The sequence below is a fragment of the Streptomyces cyaneofuscatus genome (assembly GCF_000718135.1).
Classification (GTDB): Bacteria; Actinomycetota; Actinomycetes; order Streptomycetales; family Streptomycetaceae; genus Streptomyces; species Streptomyces cyaneofuscatus.
Window position 1 is genome coordinate 50,713 of sequence record NZ_JOEM01000025.1, and the last position, 21,529, is coordinate 72,241.

Consider the following 21,529-nt stretch of genomic DNA (forward strand, 5'->3'; position numbering starts at 1 on the left):
AGGCTCCTTTGACCACGGACATGTCACGGCGGCGGCTCTTCGCCCTCGGCGGGGGCGCGCTCGGCGCCGCTGCGGCCGGATCGTTCCTGCCGCCGTCGCTCCAGGCAGCCATCGCCGCGCAGCCCGCCCACGCGGGGTCCGGAGGCGGAGGGCTCGGAGCCATCAAGCATGTGGTGATCCTCATGCAGGAGAACCGTTCCTTCGACCACTACTTCGGCTCCCTGCGCGGCGTACGCGGCTTCGGCGACCGTAACGCCATCGAGCTGCCCACCGGGGGGACCGTCTTCGAGCAGCCCGGCCCCTCCGGCGCCACCGTCCTGCCGTTCCCGGTGCGCGGGGCGGCCGAGGAGCAGAAGAAGGACCTCCAGTACATCGGCGCCCTCGACCACTCCTGGAACGGCGGCGCGAAGGCCTGGGGCGGCGGCTGGATGAACGGCTGGATCAGCGCGAAGACCGCGGCGACCATGGCGTACTACGACCGCCGTGACATCCCGCTCCACTACGAGCTGGCCGACACCTTCACCGTCTGCGACGCCTACCACTCCTCGATCCACACCTCCACCAGCCCCAACCGCAACCACCTCTGGAGCGGCAGGACCGGCTACGAGCCGAACGGGAAGCGGGCCGTCGGCAACGACGCGTACAACGAGGGCAGCCACCCCGGCTACGACTGGTCCACCTACGCCGAGCGGCTGGAAAAGGCGGGGCGGAGCTGGCGGACGTACACGGAGTGGGAGAACTTCACCGACAACCAGATCGAGTTCTACGCCACCTTCAAGGCCATCGCCCGCAAGGCACTCGCCAAGACCGGCGGCCCCACGTACATGGAGGCCTTCTACGCCAAGGTCCGCGGCGCCTCCGAGGCCGAGCGCACCCGGCTGCTCGGGCTGCTGGAGGAGGGCGTCGCGACCCTCACCAAGCAGGAGCGCAGCCTGTTCGAGCGCGGGCTGCGCCGGGTGCCGACCGGGACGCTGGCCGACGAGTTCGCCAAGGACGTGGCGGCCGGGACGCTGCCGGAGGTCTCCTACCTGGTGCCCTCGGCGATCGACTCCGAGCACCCGAGCGTCTCCTCGCCCGTGCACAGCGCCACCATCGTCTACAAGATCCTGGACGCGCTCGGCAAGCACCCGGACGTCTGGCGGCACACCGCCGTACTGATCAACTACGACGAGAACGACGGCTTCTTCGACCACGTCCCGCCGCCCGTCGCACCCCCCGAGGTGACCGACGAGCAGTGGGAGGGCCGCCCGACCGGCCTCGGCATCCGGGTGCCGCTGCTCGTCGTCTCGCCGTGGACCGTCGGCGGGTACGTCTGCTCCGAGGTCTTCGACCACACCTCGGTGATCCGCTTCCTGGAGCGCTGGACCGGGGTGAAGGAGCCCAACATCAGCGACTGGCGGCGCCGCGTCACCGGCGACCTCACCTCCGCCTTCGACTTCACCCGGGCCCGGCGTCAGCCCGCCGTCCAGGTGCCCGGGGCGATCCCGCCGCTCACCGGCCGCTGGCAGCCGAAGCCCCCGTCGGTCCAGCACCTCCCCGAGCAGGAGCCCGGCGCACGCCCGGCGCGCCCGCTGCCGTACCAGCCGGACGCCCAGGTCAGGCTGGGGACCGGCGGCGCGATGCGGGTGGAGCTGAGCAACAGCGGCCGGTCCTCGGCGCACTTCACGCTCTACCCGTACGCCAATGAGTTCGCGGCCCCGCTCCACAAGGACGTACGCGGTTCGGGGCACTGGACCGTTCCGCTGACGGGGGAGGCGTACCGCTTCACGGTCACCGGGCCGAACGGCTTCCGGCGCGAGTTCGTCGGGCCGGCCCAGGGCGGCGCCGAGGTCGCCACCCGCATCGACACCCGCGACCGCGACGTACACCTCACCCTGCGCAATACCGGCCGCCGCCCGCTGACCTTCCTGGTCCGGCCGCTCGGCTATGTCGAGGAGGACGACCTGCGGGACTGGACCCGCCGCGTCACGGTCAAGCCGGGCCGCAGCCGTACGGTCGTGCACTCGGCGGCCGACGCCCACGGCTGGTACGACCTCGCCGTGACGGCCGACGGGGAGGACGGCTTCCGGCGGCGGCTCATGGGGCACATCGAGAACGGCCGGGCGAGCGTCTCCGGCTGACCCGCGACCGGCGGTGCGTGTCCTATGTAGGGAGGAGATCAACCCTTGTGACCATGGCCACGAAACGGACAAAGGATCATTTTCTGCTGAGAGAGTGGCGGTCTCAGGTCATGTGACGTTTACGGGCAGATCCCTCCATCTGCGGGTAAAGGTCCACGAACCCGCAGGGAGCCCGTCCGTTGGCCGCCATCGCCCGCTGGTGCATCAAGCACCGTCTGCTCGCCGTCCTCATCTGGCTCGCCGCCCTCGGCGGCACCGCCGCCGCGGCCGGATTCGCGGGTTCCGCGTACTCCAACGACTACGAGGTGCCCGGTACGGAGTCCGGCCGGGCCACCGAGCTCCTCTCGCGCGGCTTCACCGACCTCGGGGGTGACACCGACACCGTCGTCTGGCACACCACCGGCTCCACGGTCCGGGCCGCCGACGTCGAACAGACGATGACCCGCACCCTCCACGCGATCGACGCCCTGCCCGGCGTCGGCGCGGTCACCGGCCCGTACGGAGCCGAGTCCACCGGCCAGATCAGCGAGGACGGCCGCACCGCCTACGCCACGGTCACCTTCGACCGCCCAGCCGACGAGATCCCCGTCTCCCAGGCCCAGGCCCTCGTGGACACCGCGAAGGGAGCCGAGGCGGACGGGCTGGAGGTCGAACTGGGCGGCACCGCCGTCGCCCTCACCGAGGCGCCCTCCGCCCACATCGCCGAGGCGGTCGGCGTGGTCGTCGCGGCCGTGGTCCTCTTCCTCGCCTTCGGCTCGCTCGCAGCCAGCCTGCTGCCCATCGCCACCGCCCTGGTCTCCGTGGGCACCGCCTACGCGGGCATCGTCCTGCTCGGCCATGTGATGACCGTGGCGGACTTCGCCCCGATGCTCGGCATGCTCATCGGGCTCGGCGTCGGCATCGACTACGCGCTCTTCATCGTCACCCGGCACCGCAGAGGGCTCCGGCGCGGGATGTCGGTCGACGAAGCGGCGCAGAACGCGGTCACCACCACCGGCCGCGCGGTCGTCTTCGCCGGGGCCACCGTCTGTATCGCGCTGCTCGGCATGCTGATCCTGCGGCTCAGCTTCCTCAACGGCGTCGCCATCGCCGCCTCGCTCACCGTCGTCCTCACCGTGGCCGCCTCCGTCACCCTGCTGCCCGCCCTGCTCTCCCGGATCGGGATGCGGGCCCTCAGCCGTCGCGAACGCCGGCAGCTCGCCGAACACGGACCGCGCCCCGAACTGCCCACCGGCTTCGCCGCCCGCTGGTCCGCCTTCGTGGAGCGCCACCCCAAGCTGCTCGGCGGGATCGCGGCCGTCGTCATGACCGTGCTCGCCCTGCCCGCGCTCGGCCTCCACCTCGGCACCTCCGACCAGGGCAACAACCCGGCCACCGCCACCACCCGGCAGGCCTACGACCTGATCGCCGACGGCTTCGGCCCCGGCGTCAACGGCCCCCTCACCATCGCCGCCCAGCTCGACGGCGCCGACGACCGGCTCGCCCTGGACTCGCTGCCCGAGAAGCTGCGTACCACCGAAGGCGTCGCCTCGGTCAGCCCGGTCACGTACAACAGCAGCGGCGACACCGCCTTCCTCACGGTCGTCCCCGACTCCGCGCCCCAGTCGCAGGAGACCAGCGAGCTGGTCGACCGCATCCGTGAGGACGTGCTGCCGCCGGTCACGGACACCAGCTCGCTGGAGACGTACGTCGGCGGGGTGACGGCGAGCTACGACGACTTCGCCGAGATCATCGTCGGCAAGCTGCCCCTCTTCGTCGGGGTCGTCATCGGCCTCGGCTGCCTGCTCCTGCTGCTCGCCTTCCGCTCCATCGGCATCCCGGTCAAGGCCGCCGTCATGAACGTGGCCGCCGTCGCCTCCTCCTTCGGCGTCGTCGTCGCCGTCTTCCAGTGGGGCTGGGGGAGTGAGCTGCTCGGCCTCGGCAGCGCCGGGCCCATCGAACCCTTCCTCCCCGTGATCATGGTCTCGGTCCTCTTCGGCCTCTCCATGGACTACCAGGTCTTCCTGGTCGGCCGGATGTACGAGGAGTGGCTGGAGACCGGCGACAACCGGCGCTCGGTCCGGGTCGGCCTCGCCGAGACCAGCCGGGTGATCAACTCCGCCGCCGTGATCATGATCTCCGTCTTCCTCGCCTTCGTGCTCAGCGGCGACCGGGTGATCGCCATGTTCGGCATCGCGCTGGCCACCGCCGTCGCCCTGGACGCCTTCGTCCTGCGCACCCTGCTGGTCCCCGCCCTGATGCACATGCTCGGCGGCGCCAACTGGTGGCTGCCGGGCTGGCTGGAGCGCCGACTGCCCCGGATCAGCATCGAACCGCCCGACTGTGCGGTGGATCATGCGAAGATCCCGGGTGCGCGCGTCACGGAGGAGGGCGCCGCGCCGGCAAAGGAGGAGCACGATGTTCGCCATATCCCTGGGTGACGACAAGGCCGAGCTGCGCCCGCTGGAGGTCTGGCAGGCCGAGGAGTTCCTGACCCATATGGACCGGGCCCGGGAGCTGGTCGACCCGTGGATCCCGTTCGCCTCCTTCGCCACCGACCTGGACTCGGCACGCGCCCTGCTCCGGCGGTACGCGGAGAAGCAGGCGGCGGACACCGGACGGCTGTACGGCATCTGGCTGGAAGGCACCCTCGTCGGCGGGGTCCTGTTCCGGATCTTCGACGCGGAGTCGGGCAACTGCGAGATCGGCGTCTGGCTGGAGCCCGCCGCCCAGGGCCGGGGCCTGATCACCCGGGCCGCCGAGCGGCTGATCGACTGGGCGGTGTACGAGCGGGGCATGCACCGCATCGAGTGGGACGCCTCCGCCGCCAACACCCGCTCGATCGCCGTCGCCCAGCGGCTCGGCATGACCCGTGACGGGGTGATCCGGCAGAACTACCTCTACCGGGGTGTACGCCACGACTCGGAGATCTGGTCCGTGCTGGCCCCGGAATGGCGGGCCCGCACCGGGCGCTGAGCCCCGGCGTCTAGGCGGCTCTCACCCGGACGTTAAGGGGGTTCTCATCCGGGACCCCTAGCGTGCGGCACATGAACACCACCCCCTCCAAGACGACCGACCTCTCCAAGACGGCCTCGCCCGCCGACGACCCCGAGAAGAACAGCGCCGACGCCGCCGTCACGGAGGACCCCACCGCGACCGCCGTACCGGCGGAGGACCGCGACGAGGCCGCCGTACCGGCGGAGGCCACCGACCAGGCCGAGGACGACGGCCTGGAGCCCGAGGACCTGGAGCCCGACCCCTTCACCGAGGCCCGCCACGGCGTCGGCGCGGGCGCCACGGCCGTCGTCTCCGCCGCCCTCGGCATCGTCGCCCTCACCGGCGCCTGGTCCGGCCGGGTCGCCGCCGAGCGCGAGACCCTGATGGGCCAGATCCAGACCGCCGGCGGCTCCAGCGCCGCCCAGCAGATCTCCGAGATCTACGGGGACGCCTGGCACACCACCGCCCTGGTCAACGGCGTCTTCGCGGTGCTGGCCCTGCTCGTCGGCGCCTTCGTCCTGGCCCGCCCCGCCTTCGGCACCCCCGCCACACGGCCGCAGCCCGCCTGGATCCGGGCGGTCGCGCTGGCCGGAGTCGCGCTCGGCACCCTCGGCGTGCTGATCTCCGCGGGCATGTACTTCGACCTGTTCCTCTCCCTGCCGGTAGCGGGCACACCGGCGGGCTGAGCCCCCGATACGAGGAGCTGCTGAGCCCCGGATACGAGGAGCTGCTGAGCCCCGGACAGGAGGAACTCAGGCATCCGGCTCCCGGGCCTGAGGCCTAAGGCATCCGGCCCCGGGGTCTGAGGCCCCCCGCCCGGCGAAGATGCGGCACTCACCCGATGTGGCCCCACCCCCTGGCCCACGACAGTGGAGGCACAGCGGAAGCAGAGCCCCGGCCGACCGGCCGGCCGGCTTCCCCGCCCCCGCTGCGACCGGCACCAGGGAGCATCTCATGTACGACGACGCGCTGTACCGCAGCACCTCCGCCGAGCTCATCCGCCGGGCCGACGCCGAGCGCGAGGTCCGCCTGGTCCGCCTCGCCCGCCGGGCCGAGCGCCGTGCCGGGCGCGGCGACCCCGGAGGGCGGGTGAGCCGGGGCCGGGGCCGCCTCGCCGGCTTCGTCCGCGCCGCGCTGAGACCATGATCACCAGGACGGAGAACGCTGCCGTCCGCGTGGACCCGTATGCGATGCTCCAGACCGTGGAGACCAGGTCAGTCAGTCCCCGGTTCGTCGGACGCGCCGCGGAGCTCGGTGCGCTCACCGAAGCGCTCGCCCGCGCCGGGGCCGGTGAACCGCAGGCATTGCTGATCGGCGGTGAGGCGGGCGTCGGCAAGACCCGGCTGGTGGAGGAGTTCGCCGGCCGGGCGGCCCGGCGCGACGCCGTGGTGGCCGTCGGCGGCTGCGTGGAGATCGGCGCCGAAGGGCTGCCGTACGCCCCTTTTCCCGCCGCCCTGCGCGCCCTGCGCCGCGCCCTGCCCGAGGAGATGGCCGCCGCGAGCGCCGGACAGGAGGGCGAGCTGGCCCGGCTCCTCCCCGAGCTCGGCGAGGCCCCCCGCGACGCGACCGACGAGCACAGCACCGCCCGCCTCTTCGAGCTCACCGTCCGGCTCCTGGAGCGGATGTCGGCCGACCGCCCGGTCGTCCTCGTCCTGGAGGACCTGCACTGGGCGGACGCCTCCACCCGGCACCTGCTGGCCTACCTCTTCCGCACCCTGGGCAGCGGCCGCCTCCTGGTCGTCGGGACCTACCGCGCCGACGACATCCACCGCCGCCACCCCCTGCGCCCGCTCCTCGCCGAGCTGGACCGGCTGCGCACCGTCACCCGCGTCGAACTCGGCCGGTTCAGCCACGACGAGGTCGGCAGCCAGCTCACCTCCATCCTCGCGGTGACGCCCGGGGCCGCGGTGGTGGACGAGATCTTCGAACGTTCCGACGGCAACGCGTTCTTCGTCGAGGAGCTGGCCCGCTCCATGGAGAGCTCCGGCGACAGCTCCTGCCTCTCCGCGTCGCTGCGTGACCTCCTGCTGGTGCGGGTCGAGGCGCTCCCCGACCACGCCCAGCGGCTCGCCAGGATCGTCGCCGAGGGCGGCTCCTCCGTCGAGCACGAACTGCTGGCCGCCGTCGCCGGGCTCGGCGACGACGACCTCGAAGAAGCCCTCCGCGCCGCCGTCGGCGCCAACCTGCTGCAACCCGCCCCCGACAGCGGCGGCTACCGCTTCCGCCACTCCCTGGTCCGCGAGGCCGTCAGCGACGACCTGCTGCCCGGTGAGCGCACCCGCGTCAACCGCCGGTACGCCGAAGCCCTGGAGGCCGACCCGTCCCTGGTCCGGGAGGACGAACGCACCACCCGCCTGGCGAGTTACTGGTACGCCGCGCACGACGCCGCCAAGGCCCTGCCCGCCGTGCTCCACGCCGCCGTGGAGGCCCGGCGCCGCTACGCCTACGCCGAGCAACTGCGGCTGCTGGAGCGGGCGATGGAGCTGTGGGACGAGGTGCCCGACGCGGTACGCGAGACCCTGCGCCCCTTCGACTTCGCCGAGGTCTACCCGGCCTCGGGCGACGAGAGCGCCACCACCCCGCTGCGCCACCTCGACGTGCTGGCCGAGGCCACCGTCGCCGCCCGCTTCTGCGGTGAACGCTCACGCGCCCTGGCCCTGTGCAAGAAGGCCCTGCGGACCCTGGAGACCGAGGGAGACCCGCTGCGCGCGGCCTGGTTCTGGGTCCAGCGCTCCCGGCTGACCCAGGGGCTCGACCGGGGCGACGGGTGGGAGGAGCTGGCCACCGCGCAGGAGCTCGTACGCGGCCTGCCGCCATCCGCCGTGCACGCCGAAGTGCTCACCCATGTGGCGAGCTGGCGGGCGCTGCACGAGCCGGGACCGCAGGCACTGGCCGACAGCGACCGGGCGGTGGAGTACGCCCGCCTCGTCGGCGACGAGTACATCGAGCTGCACGCCCGCCTCACCCGGGGCTGGCTCACCGCCGACGCGGGGGGCGTCGAGGACGGGCTCGCCGAGATGTACGCCGTCCGCGACCGCGCCGACGAACGGAAGCTGGTCCACCTGGTGGGCCGGGTGAGCATCAACCTGCCCTCCTCCCTCGAAGCCATGGGCCGCTCGCTGGAGGCCGTCGCCGCCGCCGACCACGGCATCGAGGTCTGCCACCGCCACGGCCTGGCCGACTCCGGCGCCTGGGTGTACGCCAACCAGGCGCAGTCCTTCTTCTCGCTCGGCCACTGGGCGCGGAGCGAGTCCGCGGCCGCGGCGGTGGAACGCCTCGCCCTCATTCCCGAGCCCAAGGGCCTGGCCGCCGTACGCCGTACCGAACTGGCCATCGCCCGGGGAGACTTCGCCGAGGCGGAGGAGCAGCTCGCGCTCGCCCGGAAGCACTTCGGCCGGCGCGATCCGCAGCCCCAGTACCAGATCCCCCTGGCCCGGCACACCATACTGCTGGCGGCGGCGCGCGGCCGGACCGCCGAGGCGCGGGAGGTCTTCGAGGAGGCGGCCGCGCGGGGCTTCCCGACGGGCACCCAGCGGGACGCGCTGCCGCTGCTCCAGGCCGCCGCCGCGATCGAGGCGGACGCCCGCGGGCTGCCCGCCACCGAGCCGGGGCGCCCGGCGGCGCTGGCCCTGATCCGCCGGCACGTCAGGCGGCTGCCCCTGCTCGTCCCCGTCTGGGCCGCGCACGGACTGGCGATCGACGCCGAACTGGCCCGCGCGGAGGGCGCCGACACCCCGGACCACTGGGCGCGCGCGGCGGCCGCGTTCGCCCCGCTCTCCCGCCCGTACGAGCTGGCGCAGACCCACCACCGCTGGGCCGAGGCGCTGCTCACCGCCCCCGGCGACCGGTCCGCCGCGGCGGATCTGCTGCGCGGTGCCCACACCACCGCCGACCGCCTCGGCGCCCGCCCGCTGGCCGAGGCGGTCCGCCACCTGGCGGCGCGGGCCCGGATCTCCCTGGACGCCGCCGGGCCGGGCTCGGGACGCGGACCCGGCGAGGAGGCGCACCCCGAGATCACCGCCGTCGAGTCCTTCGGGCTCACCCCGCGCGAGCAGGACGTGCACCGGCTGGTCGCGGCCGGCCACACCAACCGGAGGATCGCCGAGGAGCTGTTCATCTCACCGAAGACCGCGAGCGTGCACGTCTCCAACATCCTGGCCAAGCTCGGCGTCGCCTCCCGGGGCGAGGCGGCGGCCCTGGCCCACCGCCTCCGGCTCTACCCGGTTCCGTAACCCCTCGCCTCGGCGAAACGGCCATCGGCGCGGACCGAGCGCAACGTGATGCGTGTGACCCGCCCGCCTGCCGTGCCGATCTCCAGCGTGGCGAGGGGATGTCCCCCGGGGGCGATGACGTACAACGGCCGGCCGGCGGCGCTGAGGGTGCAGACCGCCGCGATGCGATCACGGAAGTGCGCCGTCTCGGCGGCGATGTCGGCCGCGCCGGTGACCGTGGTGCGGCCCCCGGGAGGCAGGAGCGCCGCGTCGGCGTCACGGACGCAGTCGGGTGCGAGCAACTGGAGCATCCGGCGGGTGTCGCCGGTCCGGGCCGCGGTCAGGAAGGCGCCCACGATCCGCGGGTCCGGCCCGTCCGCCGCACCCGTCCGCTCCGGCGTCTCCTGGGCCGGGCCGAGGCGTCGGCGGGCCCTGCTGGCGTGCTGCCGGGCACCGGCCACCGTCCCGCCCAGCACCTCGGCGACCCGGTCGAACGGCAGGGAGAACAGATCGTGCAGGACGTACGCGACCCGTTGCGGCGGGGTCAGCAGGCTCAACAGGACCATGAGCGCCCGGGAGGCGTCCTCCGTGCGGAGGAACGCCTCGTCCGCGGCCGGCTCCACGGCCGGGACCGCGTCCGCGAACAACGGTGCCTCGTTGCGACGGCGCCGGGCACGGAGCTCGTCCAGGCAGACCCGCGCGGTGACGGTCGTGAGCCACGCCGACGGGTTGTCGACCGGCGGTGAGGCCGGGGCGGTGACGGCCCGCAGCCAGGCGGTCTGAACGGCGTCCTGGGCATCCTGGGCCGAGCCCAGCATGCGGTGGGCGGCCGACAGGAGACGTGGCCGTGCCGCCTCGAACTCCTCGACCGTGACCGGCAGGGGTGTCACCTTTCCGGGCCGGCGGACGTCAGGACGGTCGATCGAACCCATTCCTGTCCCCTCCCACTTCTGTCCCCTCCCGAGGAGATGCCGACGCCATGAGCTCCGTTTCCCCACTGGTCATCGCCACGGTGGTGTGTGCCGTCGCGAACGTGTCCATCGCGATCGCGGACTACGTACGGGCACCCTTCGTCCTGGCGAACTCGGCAGCGGTCCGGGTCCCGCCCACCGCGCTGCCGTATCTGGCGACCCTGAAGCTGGCGGGCGCGCTCGGCCTGCTGGCCGGCCTGCTCGGAGCTCCCCGGCTGGGCCTGGCGGCAGGAGCCGGCCTGACCGCGTTCTTCCTCGGCGCGGTCCTGGCGCACGTCCGGGCACGAGTCTTCCGCACTCTCGCCTTCCCGGGCGGCTTCCTGCTCCTGGCGGTCGCCGCCACGGTCTTCTTCGCGACCGGGCCATGACGGTGGGGCGGGCGGGGGCCGCTGCGGTGTGCGGCCACGCTAGGGCGGCGGCCCGTCGTCCCCGTCGCCCCGGCCGTCCACCGGCTCCGTGACGACGCGCGTACGGGGAGCGAGCACGGCGTCCTGCTCCAGCGGCGCGTCCCGCATGCGCTCGGCCGGTCCTCGCTCACGCTCCGGGGCCGGCTCCGCCTCCGCCTCCGGCGCCCGGACCGTCACCTTGCCGGAGGTGAGGTCTATCGGGCCCCGGCCCGGATCACCGGCGGCGACGTCCACCCGGCTCAGCTCCAGCCTCTTCTGCTCGTCGGCGCCGTGCTTGCGCCCCGGGGCGAAGAGCTCCTCGAAGAAATTGAACACGGTCGTGCTCCCTCCGGACGTGGTGCGCGGGCCGGACATGGTGCGTGGCGCGGGGTGACGGGTGTCCGCCTACCCCACTTCGACCAGCAGGATCCTGTCGTCGCCGGGCTTCGGCTCCCCCCGGCCGTCCGTGTTGCTGGTGACCAGCCAGAGCCGGTCGCCGCCCGCGCTCACCACGGTGCGCAGCCGGCCGTGCTTCTCATCCAGGAACGACTGGGGGTCGGCCAATGGTTCCTCGGCGGAGTCGCCGGAGAGCGGGATGCGCCAGAGCCGCTCGCCCCGCAGTCCCGCCATCCAGATCGAGCCCTCCGCGTACGCGATACCGCTGGGCGAGGCCTCGGAGGTCTTCCACTGGGCGACCGGGTCGATGAACCCGTCCTCGCCCTCCTCGCCCTCGACCTCGGGCCACCCGTAGTTGCCGCCGGGCTCGATCAGGTTGAGCTCATCCCAGGTGTTCTGGCCGAACTCGGCCGCCCACAGCCGCTTCCGCGCGTCCCAGGCGAGCCCCTGCACATTGCGGTGCCCGTACGAATACACCACCGAGTCCGCCTCCGGGTTGCCGTGCACCGGCTCCCCGTCCGGGGTCATCCGCAGGATCTTTCCCGCCAGCGACTCCTTGTCCTGCGCGAGCCCGGTGTCCCCGGTCTCCCCGGTGCCCGCGTACAGCATCTTGTCCGGGCCGAACGCGATCCGGCCGCCGTTGTGGATGTTCCCCTTGGGGATGCCGCGCAGGATCGTGTCCGGGGCGCCGAGCTGCTGACCGGCCGGGCGCTTCTCGTCGTAACTCATGCGGACGATGCGGTTGTCGGAGGTGGTGGTGACGTACGCGTACACCCAGCCGTCGGCGGCGAACGTCGAGGGGACCGCGAGCCCCAGCAGACCGCCCTCGCCCGCCGGGGAGACCCCGGGCACCGAGCCGAGCAGGGTCTGCTTCCCGTTCTCGCCGTCGATCCGGTGGATCGTGCCCTCGTCGCGCGAGGCGACCAGCAGGTCACCGCCCGGCAGCGCGGTCAGCCCCCAGGGCGACTTCAGCCCCTCGGTCAGCGTCGAGACGACCTTCGCCGAGCCCTTGGCGGGCGGCAGATCGGCCGGTGCGCTCGGCGACGCGGAGGAGCCGGGGCTTCGCGAGGCGGTCGGTGAGGCGGCGCCCGTACCCGACGTGCCTTCCTCCCCGCCCGTGGAGCACGCGGCGGACAGGACCAGCGAGGCCGTCGCCAGCGCGGCCACCACCCCCCTGCGCACCACGGGGGACTGAACTGATCCGAACACAGCACCGCGCACTGGACCGATCCTTTCGACGGCTGCCCGACTGGCTCTTTCGTCCTACCTGTTCCTACCTCGCGGCCCTGCCAGAAGTTCCCGGTGCGGCCCATTCTCCCGCCACCTCCTGCCGGGCGCGCGGCCTCAGTCCCACGAACCGCGTGCCCGGGGCAGCCCGGCGATCTCCGCCAGGTCCGCCTCGTCCAGCTCCACCTCCGCGGCCCGCGCGTTCTCCACCGCCCACTTCTCCTGCTTCGCGCCCGGCACCGCCACGACGTGCGGCCCCTGCCGCAGCACCCACGCCAGCGCCACCTGGGCCACGCTCACCCCGCGCCGCTCCGCGATCCGCCGCAGACCGGCCACCACCGGCTGGTTCGCCGCCATCATCTCGGCCGTGAACCGGGGGTGCCGGGCCCGCAGATCCTCGGGTTCGAACCCCTGGCCCGGCTTGAGCGTCCCGGTCAGATAGCCGCTGCCCAGCGGCATCGCGGCGAGTACCCCGACCCCGCGCGCCGCACACCAGGGCAGCAGCTCCTCCAGCGCCTCCGGCGACCACACGGACAGCTCCGCCTCGACCGCGCTGACCGGGAAGACCTGCTGGATCCGCTCCAGTTGCCGGATCGTTCCCGCATGCGGCCCGGCGCCCGACCGGCGCGGCGCGCGCGCCCCCACCGCGCACAGCCCCAGCGAACGCACCTTGCCCGCCGTCACCAGCTCCGCCATCGCGCCCCAGGTCTCCTCCACCGGCACCTCCGGGTCGGCCCGGTGCAGCTGGTAGAGGTCGATCACATCGGTCTGGAGCCTTCGCAGCGAGGCGTCACAGGCCCGTCGTACGTAACCGGGGCGCCCGTTGGCGACGATGTGCTGATCGCCCACCAGGAGCCCGCACTTGGTGGAGAGGAACGCCTCGGAGCGGCGCCCCTTCAGTGCTCGCCCCACCAGCAGCTCATTGGTGAACGGCCCGTACATGTCGGCGGTGTCGAGCAGCCGGACACCGGCGTCGAGTGCCGCGTGCACCGTGCGCACCGAGCGGTCACCGTGCTGCTGCGACGCGCTGTAACCCCAGCTCATCGGCATACAGCCCAGACCGACCGCGCCCACGGCGAGCCCCGACGCCCCGATAGTCCTGCGCTCCAACTCCCCGAACCCTCCCTCGTTTCCCGCGGTCACGGGGCCGTACCGCACCAAACTAACCTCTGGCCCGGCCGCGACTTCGATCAGCCGTCCTGGAGCACTCGCACACCCGTCGCATAGCCTCCTGACCATGACTGAGACGACTGCCGGCGCGACGCGTGCCGATGTGTGGCTGCCCTTTCCGGCCGAGGAGATCGACGGCCTCCCCGAAGGCCTCGACTACCTCTTCTGGGACGGCGGCCCGGAGTACCCCGGCGACCCCGCGGACTGCGTGTACTACGTCGTCCCCTACCTGAAGGGTTCAGAGGTCGCCGTCCGGCCGATGGACGCCATGAGCGCCGTCCAGGTCGTGCAGACGCTCTCCGCGGGCATCGACCACGTGGAGCCCGGGCTCGGCCTGCTGCACCCCGGCGTACGCCTCTGCAACGCGAAGGGGGTGCACGAGGCGTCCACGGCGGAGCTGACGCTCGCCCTGATCCTGGCCTCCCTGCGCGACCTCCCCGGCTTCGTCCATGGCCAGGACAAGGAGGAGTGGCGGTCCGGCTTCTACCCGGCGCTCGCCGACAAGTCCGTCCTGATCGTGGGGTACGGCTCCATCGGCGCGGCCATCGAGGACCGGCTCGCGCCCTTCGAGTGCGCGCGGGTCGCGCGGGTCGCGCGCTCCGCCCGGACCACCGAGCGCGGCCCCGTACACACGCTCGACGACCTTTCGGCCCTGCTACCCGAGGCCGACGTCGTCGTGCTCTCCACCCCGCTGAACCCCTCCACGCGGGGGCTCGTGGACGCCGACTTCCTCGCCGCGATGCCGGACGGGGCCCTCCTCGTCAACGTCGCCCGGGGCGGAGTCGTGGACACCAAGGCCCTGCTGGCCGAACTGGAATCCGGACGGCTGCGGGCGGCACTCGACGTCACCGACCCGGAACCGCTGCCGTCCGGCCATCCTCTCTGGCATGCTCCGAATGTCTTGATCACGCCTCATGTGGGCGGCAGCACTTCGGCGTTCGAACCGCGCGCCAAGCGGCTGCTGGCCACGCAGCTCACCCGGTTCGCCGCGGGGGAGCCGCTCGCGAACGTCGTCAGCACCACCGGCTGAGGGTCCCGGGCCGGTCACGCCGAGGCGTGATCCGCATGCGCACAGTGCCGCCCACCTCGTGTTTCGTCACGGAGCGTAGAGAATCTATGGCACTGAGTGACCAACCTGGTGTATCGTCCGGACCGGAGGGCTGCGCCGGGGCAGGGGCGGCGCGGGGGGAGCATCGGAACGCGAGGGGGCGACGGGCGATGTGCCGGCCATGGAGAGACGATCCGAGGCGGCCGAGCGGGCTGCGGCGGCCATCGACGCTGCCCGGACGAGGTGCCCGCAGGTGGCCGGATTCCACCCCGGGCCGGCGCCCGGGGCCGGGACGGGGAGCCCTCCGGTGAGCGTCCTGGGAGCCTGGCTCTCGCCGCACTCCGCCACGGGCTCCTCGGGGCTGCGGGCCCGGATCCTGCTCGGCACCGTCTGCGCCGGATACTCGGTCGGAGCGGCCGTCGGCTGGGGCTCGCCGGAACTGGCCCGCTTCATGGGGGACTTCGGCCTCGCCGCGGCGGCGCTGGTCGCCGCCGTCTCCTGCTTCCTCTACGCCCGGGTGAGCGCCGGCCGGCTGCGGCCGGCCTGGCTGCTCTTCTCGCTCTCCTCCCTCATGGCGGCCTGCGGCAACGCCGTCTGGGGGTGGTACGAGGTGGTGCTCGGCGTCCCCGTGCCCACCCCGTCGGTGGCCGACGCCTTCTTCCTCTGCTTCGCGCCGCCCGCCATCGTCGGACTGCTCGTGCTCGCCAAGCGCCCCGTCACCCGGGCCGGCTGGGTCTGCCTGGCCCTGGACGCCTGGCTGATCGGCGGCTCCCTGCTCACCCTCGCCTGGAGCCTCGCCCTCGCGCACGCCGCGCACATGGCGGGCGTCCAGGACGCCAGCGTGGGCCCGGCGGCACTCTCGCTGGCCTACCCGCTGCTGGACATCGTGCTCGTCTCCATGGTGCTCGCGCTGCACTTCCGCCGCTCCGGAGCCAACCGCTCCGCGGTCAACACCGCGATCGCCGCCCTGGCGCTGACCGTCCTGTGCGACGCGGTGTTCACCTCGCCGCTGCTGCGCTCCACCTACCACTCGGGCCAGTTGCTCGACGCCGGCTGGTTCGCCGGCTCGCTGCTCCTCGCCTACGCGCCCTGGGGCGTACGGAGCCGGGTGCCCGGCACCGACCGCCCGGGCCCGCCGCGCGCCATGAGCCGCCCGATCGCCGGGTCGCTGGCCGCGCTGACCCCGTATCTCGCCGCCGCCGTCTGCACGCTCGGAATCCTCTACAACGTGGTCGAGGGCCGCCGGGTGGACCGGGTGGTCATCTTCACCGGCTGCACGGTCGTCCTCGCCCTGGTCGTCCGGCAGGGGATCATGCTGCTGGACAACATCTCCCTTACCCAGGAGCTGGCCCAGAAGGAGAACCACTTCCGCTCCCTGGTCCAGGGCTCCAGCGACGTCATCATGATCGCCGCCCCCAGCGGCACCCTGCGGTACGTGAGCCCCGCCGCCGCCGGGGTCTACGGGCGCGACGCGGAGGATCTCGTCGGCGCCGAGCTCTCCTCGATCATCCACCCCGACGACCTCGGCCGGGTCGTCCACGAGGTGCGGCGCTTCCTCGCCGCCCCGCCCCACGAGGAGCCCACCACCCGCATCGAGTGCCGCTTCCGCTCCGGCACCGGCGACTGGCTGCACGCCGAGTCCACCGTCAACCGGCACCAGGGCGGGCTCCTGCTCAACAGCCGGGACGTCACCGAACGGGTCAGGCTCCAGGCCCAGTTGCAGCACAACGCCGAGCACGACCCGCTCACCGACCTGCCCAACCGGGCCCTGTTCACCTCCCGGGTCCGCCAGGCGCTCACCGGCCGCCGGGCCGGCGACTCCGGCACCGCCGTGCTCTTCATCGACCTGGACGGCTTCAAGGCCGTCAACGACACCATCGGCCACCAAGCGGGCGACGAGCTGCTCATCCAGGCCGCCCGCCGCCTCCAGGAGTCCGTCCGGGCCGGCGACACCGCGGCCCGCCTCGGCGGCGACGAGTTCGCCGCGATCATCACGGGCGACGGCACCCGCGACCAGGGCGCCCGGGAGTACCAGGTCCACGAGATCGCCGACCGCCTCCGCCTCACCCTCTCCCAGCCCTACCGGATCGGCCCCAGCGAGGTCCGGGTGGCCGCCTCCATCGGCGTCGCCTTCGCCGAGCCCGGCATCACCCCCACCGACCTCATGCGCAACGCGGACCTCGCGATGTACCGCGCCAAGGCCGGCGGCAAGGACCGGGTCGAGCTGTACGCCCCCCAGATGCAGGCCGACGTCGTACGCCGCTCCGAGCTGGCCACCCGGCTGCGCACGGCCCTGCGCGAAGGCGAGTTCGCCCTGCTGCACCAGCCGGTCGTCCACCTCGCCAGCGGCTCCGTCGCCGCCGTCGCCGCCCAGGCCCGCTGGCGCTCCGCCCAGGGCATCCTCTTCACCCCCGCCGAGTTCCTCCGGGTCACCGGCGACGACGACCGCACCGCCGAGCTGGGCCGCTGGCTCCTGGAGGAGGCCGTGAAGCAGGCCGCCGACCGGGCCAGGGCCGGACACCCGGTCGCCGTCTCCGTACGCCTGTCCGCCACCCGGCTGCTCGACAAGGCCCTGCCCTTCGGGTCCATCGAGGCGCTGCTGACCCGCCACGGGCTGCCGTCCGGGGCGCTGATGATCGAGGTGGCCGACAGCGACCCCAGGGTCTCCTTCGACGAGCTGGAGCAGCGCCTGGTGGCCCTGCGCCGCCTCGGCGTCCGGATCGCCCTCGACGGCTTCGGCAGCGGCTTCGCCGCGATCAACGCGCTGCGCCGCCTCCCCATCGACGTGCTGAAGCTCGACCGGAACCTGGTCGAGGGGGTGGTGGAATCGGCCAGACTGCACAAGATCACCAGCGGGCTGCTGCGGATCGCCTGCGACCTCGGCCTCCAGTCCGTCGCCGACGGGGTCGACGTCCCCGAGCAGGTCCTCGCGCTCCGCGCCATGGGCTGCACCCACGGCCAGGGGATGGCCTTCTCCGGCCCGCTCGACGAGTACCGGCTGCGCCGCGCCCTGGTGCGTGGCCAGTTCCCCGTGCCCGGCGTCCCCGGCCCCCGTACGGTGATGGCGGGAGGCTCGATCCCGCTGCTCACCGGATCACATGCTGAGACGCCCGTCCCACCCACTTGACACGTCATGCGTGCCGGAGAGAGGGTCAATGCCATGCGCACCCGAATTCTCGTACTTGGAAAGCGCGTCGGCTGAAGCAGAGTCACTCCACGACACTCTGCGGACCGCACCCGGCGCGCTCCCCTCGCTTGCCTCACGGCACGAGGGGTTTTTTGTTGCACTGACACCTCTCAAAACGCTGCAAAACACCCGCGAAAAACCACCCGCGAAAACCCTCAGCTTCGAGAAGAGAATGCCGATGACCGAGCAGGCCACCGGGGCCCACCACCCGCAGCCGCGCGCCCGTAACGGCGGACAGCCGTCCGTCACCGTTGAGCACGTCACGGGCGCGCAGTCCCTCATCCGTTCTCTCGAGGAAGTCGGCGCCGAGACGGTGTTCGGCCTCCCCGGCGGCTGCATCCTCCCCGCCTACGACCCGCTGATGGACTCCACCAAGGTCCGCCACGTCCTGGTCCGCCACGAGCAGGGCGCGGGCCACGCGGCCACCGGCTACGCGCAGGCCACCGGCAAGGTCGGGGTCTGCATGGTCACCTCGGGCCCCGGCGCCACCAACCTGGTCACCCCGATCGCCGACGCGCACATGGACTCCGTGCCGCTCGTCGCGATCACCGGCCAGGTCGCCTCCAAGGCCATCGGCACCGACGCCTTCCAGGAAGCCGACATCTGCGGCATCACGATGCCGATCACCAAGCACAACTTCCTGGTCACCAAGGCCGAGGACATCGCGCACACCATCGCCGAGGCCTTCCACATCGCCTCCACCGGCCGCCCGGGCCCCGTCCTCGTCGACATCGCCAAGGACGCCCTCCAGGCACAGACCACCTTCAGCTGGCCGCCCACCCAGGACCTGCCCGGCTACCGGCCCGTCACCAAGCCGCACGCCAAGCAGATCCGCGAAGCCGCCAAGCTGATCACCCAGTCCAAGCGCCCCGTGCTCTACGTCGGCGGCGGTGTCCTCAAGGCCGGGGCCACCGCCGAGCTGAAGGTCCTCGCGGAGCTGACCGGAGCGCCCGTCACCACCACCCTGATGGCGCTCGGCGCCTTCCCCGACAGCCACCCGCTGCACGTGGGAATGCCGGGCATGCACGGTTCGGTCACCGCCGTCACCGCGTTGCAGAAGGCCGACCTGATCGTCGCCCTCGGCGCCCGCTTCGACGACCGCGTCACCGGCAAGCTGGACAGCTTCGCCCCGTACGCCAAGATCGTCCACGCCGACATCGACCCGGCCGAGATCGGCAAGAACCGCACGGCCGACGTCCCGATCGTGGGCGACGCCCGCGAGGTCCTGGCCGACCTGGTCCAGGCCGTCCAGGCCGAGCACACCGAGGGCAACACCGGCGACTACAGCGCCTGGTGGAAGGACCTCAACCGGTGGCGCGACACCTATCCCCTGGGCTACGACCTGCCCGAGGACGGCAGCCTCTCCCCGCAGCAGGTCATCCAGCGCATCGGCAAGCTCGCCCCCGAGGGCACGATCTTCACGGCGGGCGTCGGCCAGCACCAGATGTGGGCCGCCCACTTCATCGACTACGAGCAGCCCGCCACCTGGCTCAACAGCGGCGGCGCCGGGACGATGGGGTACGCGGTCCCGGCCGCGATGGGCGCCAAGGCCGGCGCACCCGACCGCACCGTCTGGGCGATCGACGGCGACGGCTGCTTCCAGATGACCAACCAGGAACTGACCACCTGCGCGCTCAACAACATCCCGATCAAGGTCGCCGTCATCAACAACGGCGCGCTCGGGATGGTCCGCCAGTGGCAGACCCTCTTCTACAACCAGCGGTACTCCAACACCGTGCTGCACTCCGGCGCGGACATCGACGGCCAGCCCGCCAAGGGCACCCGCGTCCCGGACTTCGTCAAGCTGTCCGAGGCCATGGGCTGCTACGCCATCCGCTGCGAGGACCCGGCCGATCTGGACAAGGTCATCGAAGAGGCCAACTCCATCAACGACCGCCCCGTCGTGATCGACTTCATCGTCCACGAGGACGCCATGGTCTGGCCGATGGTCGCCGCCGGCACCTCCAACGACGAGGTCCAGGCCGCACGCGGCGTCCGCCCCGACTTCGGCGACAACGAAGACGACTGAGAGACAGAGAGAGAACGACTCCCATGTCCGAAAAGCACACGCTCTCCGTCCTGGTCGAGAACAAGCCCGGTGTCCTCGCCCGGATCACCGCCCTGTTCTCCCGACGCGGCTTCAACATCGACTCGCTCGCGGTCGGTACCACCGAGCACCCCGACATCTCCCGCATCACCATCGTCGTGAATGTCGAGGGCCTGCCCCTGGAGCAGGTGACCAAGCAGCTCAACAAGCTGGTCAACGTCCTGAAGATCGTCGAACTCGAGCCCTCCGCCGCGATCCAGCGGGAGCTCGTCCTGGTGAAGGTCCGCGCCGACAGCGAGACCCGCTCCCAGATCGTCGAGATCGTCCAGCTGTTCCGCGCCAAGACCGTCGACGTCTCCCCGGAGGCCGTCACGATCGAGGCGACCGGAGGGGCCGACAAGCTGGAGGCGATGCTCAAGATGCTGGAGCAGTACGGCATCAAGGAGCTCGTCCAGTCCGGCACCATCGCCATAGGGCGTGGCGCGCGGTCCATCACCGACCGCTCCCTGCGCGCCCTCGACCGCTCCGCCTGACCGGCGGAAGGACGGCGCCCGCGCCGCTCGCATGGCGAGACCCGATCACGTACACGACGCCCCCGCCGTACGGTGGGACGCAACACCTGCACACCAAGGAGAAGACCCAGTGGCCGAGCTGTTCTACGACGACGATGCCGACCTGTCCATCATCCAGGGCCGCAAGGTCGCGGTTCTCGGTTACGGCAGCCAGGGCCACGCCCACGCGCTGTCGCTCCGTGACTCCGGCGTCGACGTCCGCGTCGGTCTGCACGAGGGCTCGAAGTCCAAGGCCAAGGCCGAGGAGCAGGGCCTGCGCGTGGTGACCCCGTCCGAGGCCGCCGCCGAGGCCGACGTCATCATGATCCTCGTCCCGGACCCGATCCAGGCCCAGGTCTACGAGGAGTCCGTCAAGGACAACCTCAAGGACGGCGACGCGCTGTTCTTCGGCCACGGCCTGAACATCCGCTTCGGCTTCATCAAGCCGCCGGCCAACGTCGACGTCTGCATGGTCGCCCCGAAGGGCCCCGGCCACCTGGTCCGCCGCCAGTACGAGGAGGGCCGCGGCGTTCCCTGCATCGTGGCCGTCGAGCAGGACGCCTCGGGCAAGGGCCTGGAGCTGGCCCTGTCGTACGCCAAGGGCATCGGCGGCACGCGCGCCGGCGTCATCAAGACCACCTTCACCGAGGAGACCGAGACCGACCTCTTCGGTGAGCAGGCCGTCCTCTGCGGTGGCACCGCCGCCCTGGTGAAGGCCGGTTTCGAGACGCTGACCGAGGCGGGCTACCAGCCCGAGATCGCGTACTTCGAGTGCCTGCACGAGCTGAAGCTCATCGTCGACCTCATGTACGAGGGCGGCCTGGAGAAGATGCGCTGGTCCATCTCGGAGACCGCCGAGTGGGGCGACTACGTCACCGGCCCGCGGATCATCACCGACGCCACCAAGGCCGAGATGAAGAAGGTCCTGACCGAGATCCAGGACGGCACCTTCGCCAACGCCTGGATGGCCGAGTACCACAACGGTCTGCCCAAGTACAACGAGTACAAGAAGGCCGACAGCGACCACCTGCTGGAGACCACCGGCCGTGAGCTGCGCAAGCTCATGAGCTGGGTGAACGACGAAGAGGCCTAGGCCTCGGGGGAGCGGGGCGGGTCCGACGGGCCCGCCCCGCTCCGCATCACCGGAACGGTGCGTTCCGTACGGGTGTACACCACGTCCACCCTCGTGCGGGTGATCCTTCCACCGGGGCGCAGTGGAGAGCCCTCCGCACCACTACA

Annotated in this window: 16 protein-coding genes; 12 read left to right on the top strand and 4 right to left on the bottom strand. The window is 72.3% G+C overall.

Annotation, left to right across the window (positions count from 1 at the left end; all coding sequences use genetic code 11):
• Window positions 1-8: 8 nt before the first annotated feature.
• From IF17_RS0131420 to IF17_RS0131445, 6 genes are all read left to right on the top strand, one after another.
• The gene (locus IF17_RS0131420) at window positions 9-2,120 is read left to right on the top strand and encodes a phosphocholine-specific phospholipase C (protein WP_030573326.1); all 2,112 of its coding nucleotides are present in this window, start codon (window positions 9-11) and stop codon (window positions 2,118-2,120) included.
• A gap of 179 nt (window positions 2,121-2,299) precedes the next feature.
• Window positions 2,300-4,540: an MMPL family transporter gene (locus IF17_RS0131425; protein WP_030573329.1), complete on the top strand. Its 2,241-nt coding sequence runs from the start codon at window positions 2,300-2,302 to the stop codon at window positions 4,538-4,540.
• Window positions 4,518-5,075, top strand: a complete 558-nt coding sequence (locus IF17_RS0131430; protein ID WP_030573331.1) for a GNAT family N-acetyltransferase — start codon at window positions 4,518-4,520, stop codon at window positions 5,073-5,075. The genes IF17_RS0131425 and IF17_RS0131430 overlap by 23 nt, the downstream gene beginning before the upstream one ends.
• A 71-nt stretch (window positions 5,076-5,146) precedes the next feature.
• Window positions 5,147-5,782: a hypothetical protein gene (locus IF17_RS0131435; RefSeq protein ID WP_030573334.1), complete on the top strand. Its 636-nt coding sequence runs from the start codon at window positions 5,147-5,149 to the stop codon at window positions 5,780-5,782.
• A 268-nt stretch (window positions 5,783-6,050) separates the two neighbouring features.
• Window positions 6,051-6,242 (top strand): hypothetical protein, encoded by a 192-nt coding sequence (locus IF17_RS0131440; RefSeq protein ID WP_030573337.1) that lies wholly within the window; start codon window positions 6,051-6,053, stop codon window positions 6,240-6,242.
• Window positions 6,239-9,328 (top strand): helix-turn-helix transcriptional regulator, encoded by a 3,090-nt coding sequence (locus tag IF17_RS0131445; RefSeq protein WP_030573340.1) that lies wholly within the window; start codon window positions 6,239-6,241, stop codon window positions 9,326-9,328. The genes IF17_RS0131440 and IF17_RS0131445 overlap by 4 nt, the downstream gene beginning before the upstream one ends.
• Here IF17_RS0131445 and IF17_RS0131450 read toward each other — a convergent pair.
• Window positions 9,313-10,239: a sigma-70 family RNA polymerase sigma factor gene (locus IF17_RS0131450; protein ID WP_244890564.1), complete on the bottom strand. Its 927-nt coding sequence runs from the start codon at window positions 10,237-10,239 to the stop codon at window positions 9,313-9,315. The genes IF17_RS0131445 and IF17_RS0131450 overlap by 16 nt on opposite strands.
• A gap of 47 nt (window positions 10,240-10,286) precedes the next feature.
• Here IF17_RS0131450 and IF17_RS0131455 point away from each other — a divergent pair, with 47 nt between their 5' ends.
• Window positions 10,287-10,646, top strand: a complete 360-nt coding sequence (locus tag IF17_RS0131455) for a DoxX family protein (RefSeq protein ID WP_030573346.1) — start codon at window positions 10,287-10,289, stop codon at window positions 10,644-10,646.
• Window positions 10,647-10,685: 39 nt separating this feature from the next.
• Here IF17_RS0131455 and IF17_RS0131460 read toward each other — a convergent pair whose 3' ends face one another.
• From IF17_RS0131460 to IF17_RS0131470, 3 genes are all read right to left on the bottom strand, one after another.
• A complete protein-coding gene (locus IF17_RS0131460) occupies window positions 10,686-11,000 on the bottom strand; it encodes a DUF6191 domain-containing protein (RefSeq protein WP_030573349.1) in 315 nt (104 codons plus the stop codon).
• Between the two features lie 69 nt (window positions 11,001-11,069).
• Entirely contained in the window at window positions 11,070-12,281 is a 1,212-nt protein-coding gene (locus tag IF17_RS0131465) for a PQQ-dependent sugar dehydrogenase (RefSeq protein ID WP_030573351.1), read from the bottom strand.
• 123 nt (window positions 12,282-12,404) lie between these two features.
• A complete protein-coding gene (locus IF17_RS0131470; RefSeq protein ID WP_030573353.1) occupies window positions 12,405-13,361 on the bottom strand; it encodes an aldo/keto reductase in 957 nt (318 codons plus the stop codon).
• A gap of 163 nt (window positions 13,362-13,524) precedes the next feature.
• Between IF17_RS0131470 and IF17_RS0131475 the strand changes: the two genes are divergently transcribed.
• From IF17_RS0131475 to ilvC, 5 genes are all read left to right on the top strand, one after another.
• Complete coding sequence (locus IF17_RS0131475; RefSeq protein WP_030573356.1) at window positions 13,525-14,487, top strand: 2-hydroxyacid dehydrogenase; 963 nt, start codon at window positions 13,525-13,527, stop codon at window positions 14,485-14,487.
• A gap of 325 nt (window positions 14,488-14,812) precedes the next feature.
• Window positions 14,813-17,632 carry a putative bifunctional diguanylate cyclase/phosphodiesterase gene (locus tag IF17_RS0131480; RefSeq protein ID WP_030573359.1) on the top strand — a complete coding sequence of 940 codons (2,820 nt, stop codon included), beginning with the start codon at window positions 14,813-14,815 and terminating at the stop codon, window positions 17,630-17,632.
• Window positions 17,633-17,864: 232 nt separating this feature from the next.
• Window positions 17,865-19,721 (top strand): acetolactate synthase large subunit, encoded by a 1,857-nt coding sequence (locus IF17_RS0131485; RefSeq protein ID WP_030573361.1) that lies wholly within the window; start codon window positions 17,865-17,867, stop codon window positions 19,719-19,721.
• Window positions 19,722-19,744: 23 nt separating this feature from the next.
• Window positions 19,745-20,272: an acetolactate synthase small subunit gene (gene ilvN, locus IF17_RS0131490; protein ID WP_006127785.1), complete on the top strand. Its 528-nt coding sequence runs from the start codon at window positions 19,745-19,747 to the stop codon at window positions 20,270-20,272.
• A gap of 109 nt (window positions 20,273-20,381) precedes the next feature.
• A complete protein-coding gene (gene ilvC, locus IF17_RS0131495) occupies window positions 20,382-21,383 on the top strand; it encodes a ketol-acid reductoisomerase (protein ID WP_030573364.1) in 1,002 nt (333 codons plus the stop codon).
• The last annotated feature ends 146 nt before the right edge of the window (window positions 21,384-21,529 follow it).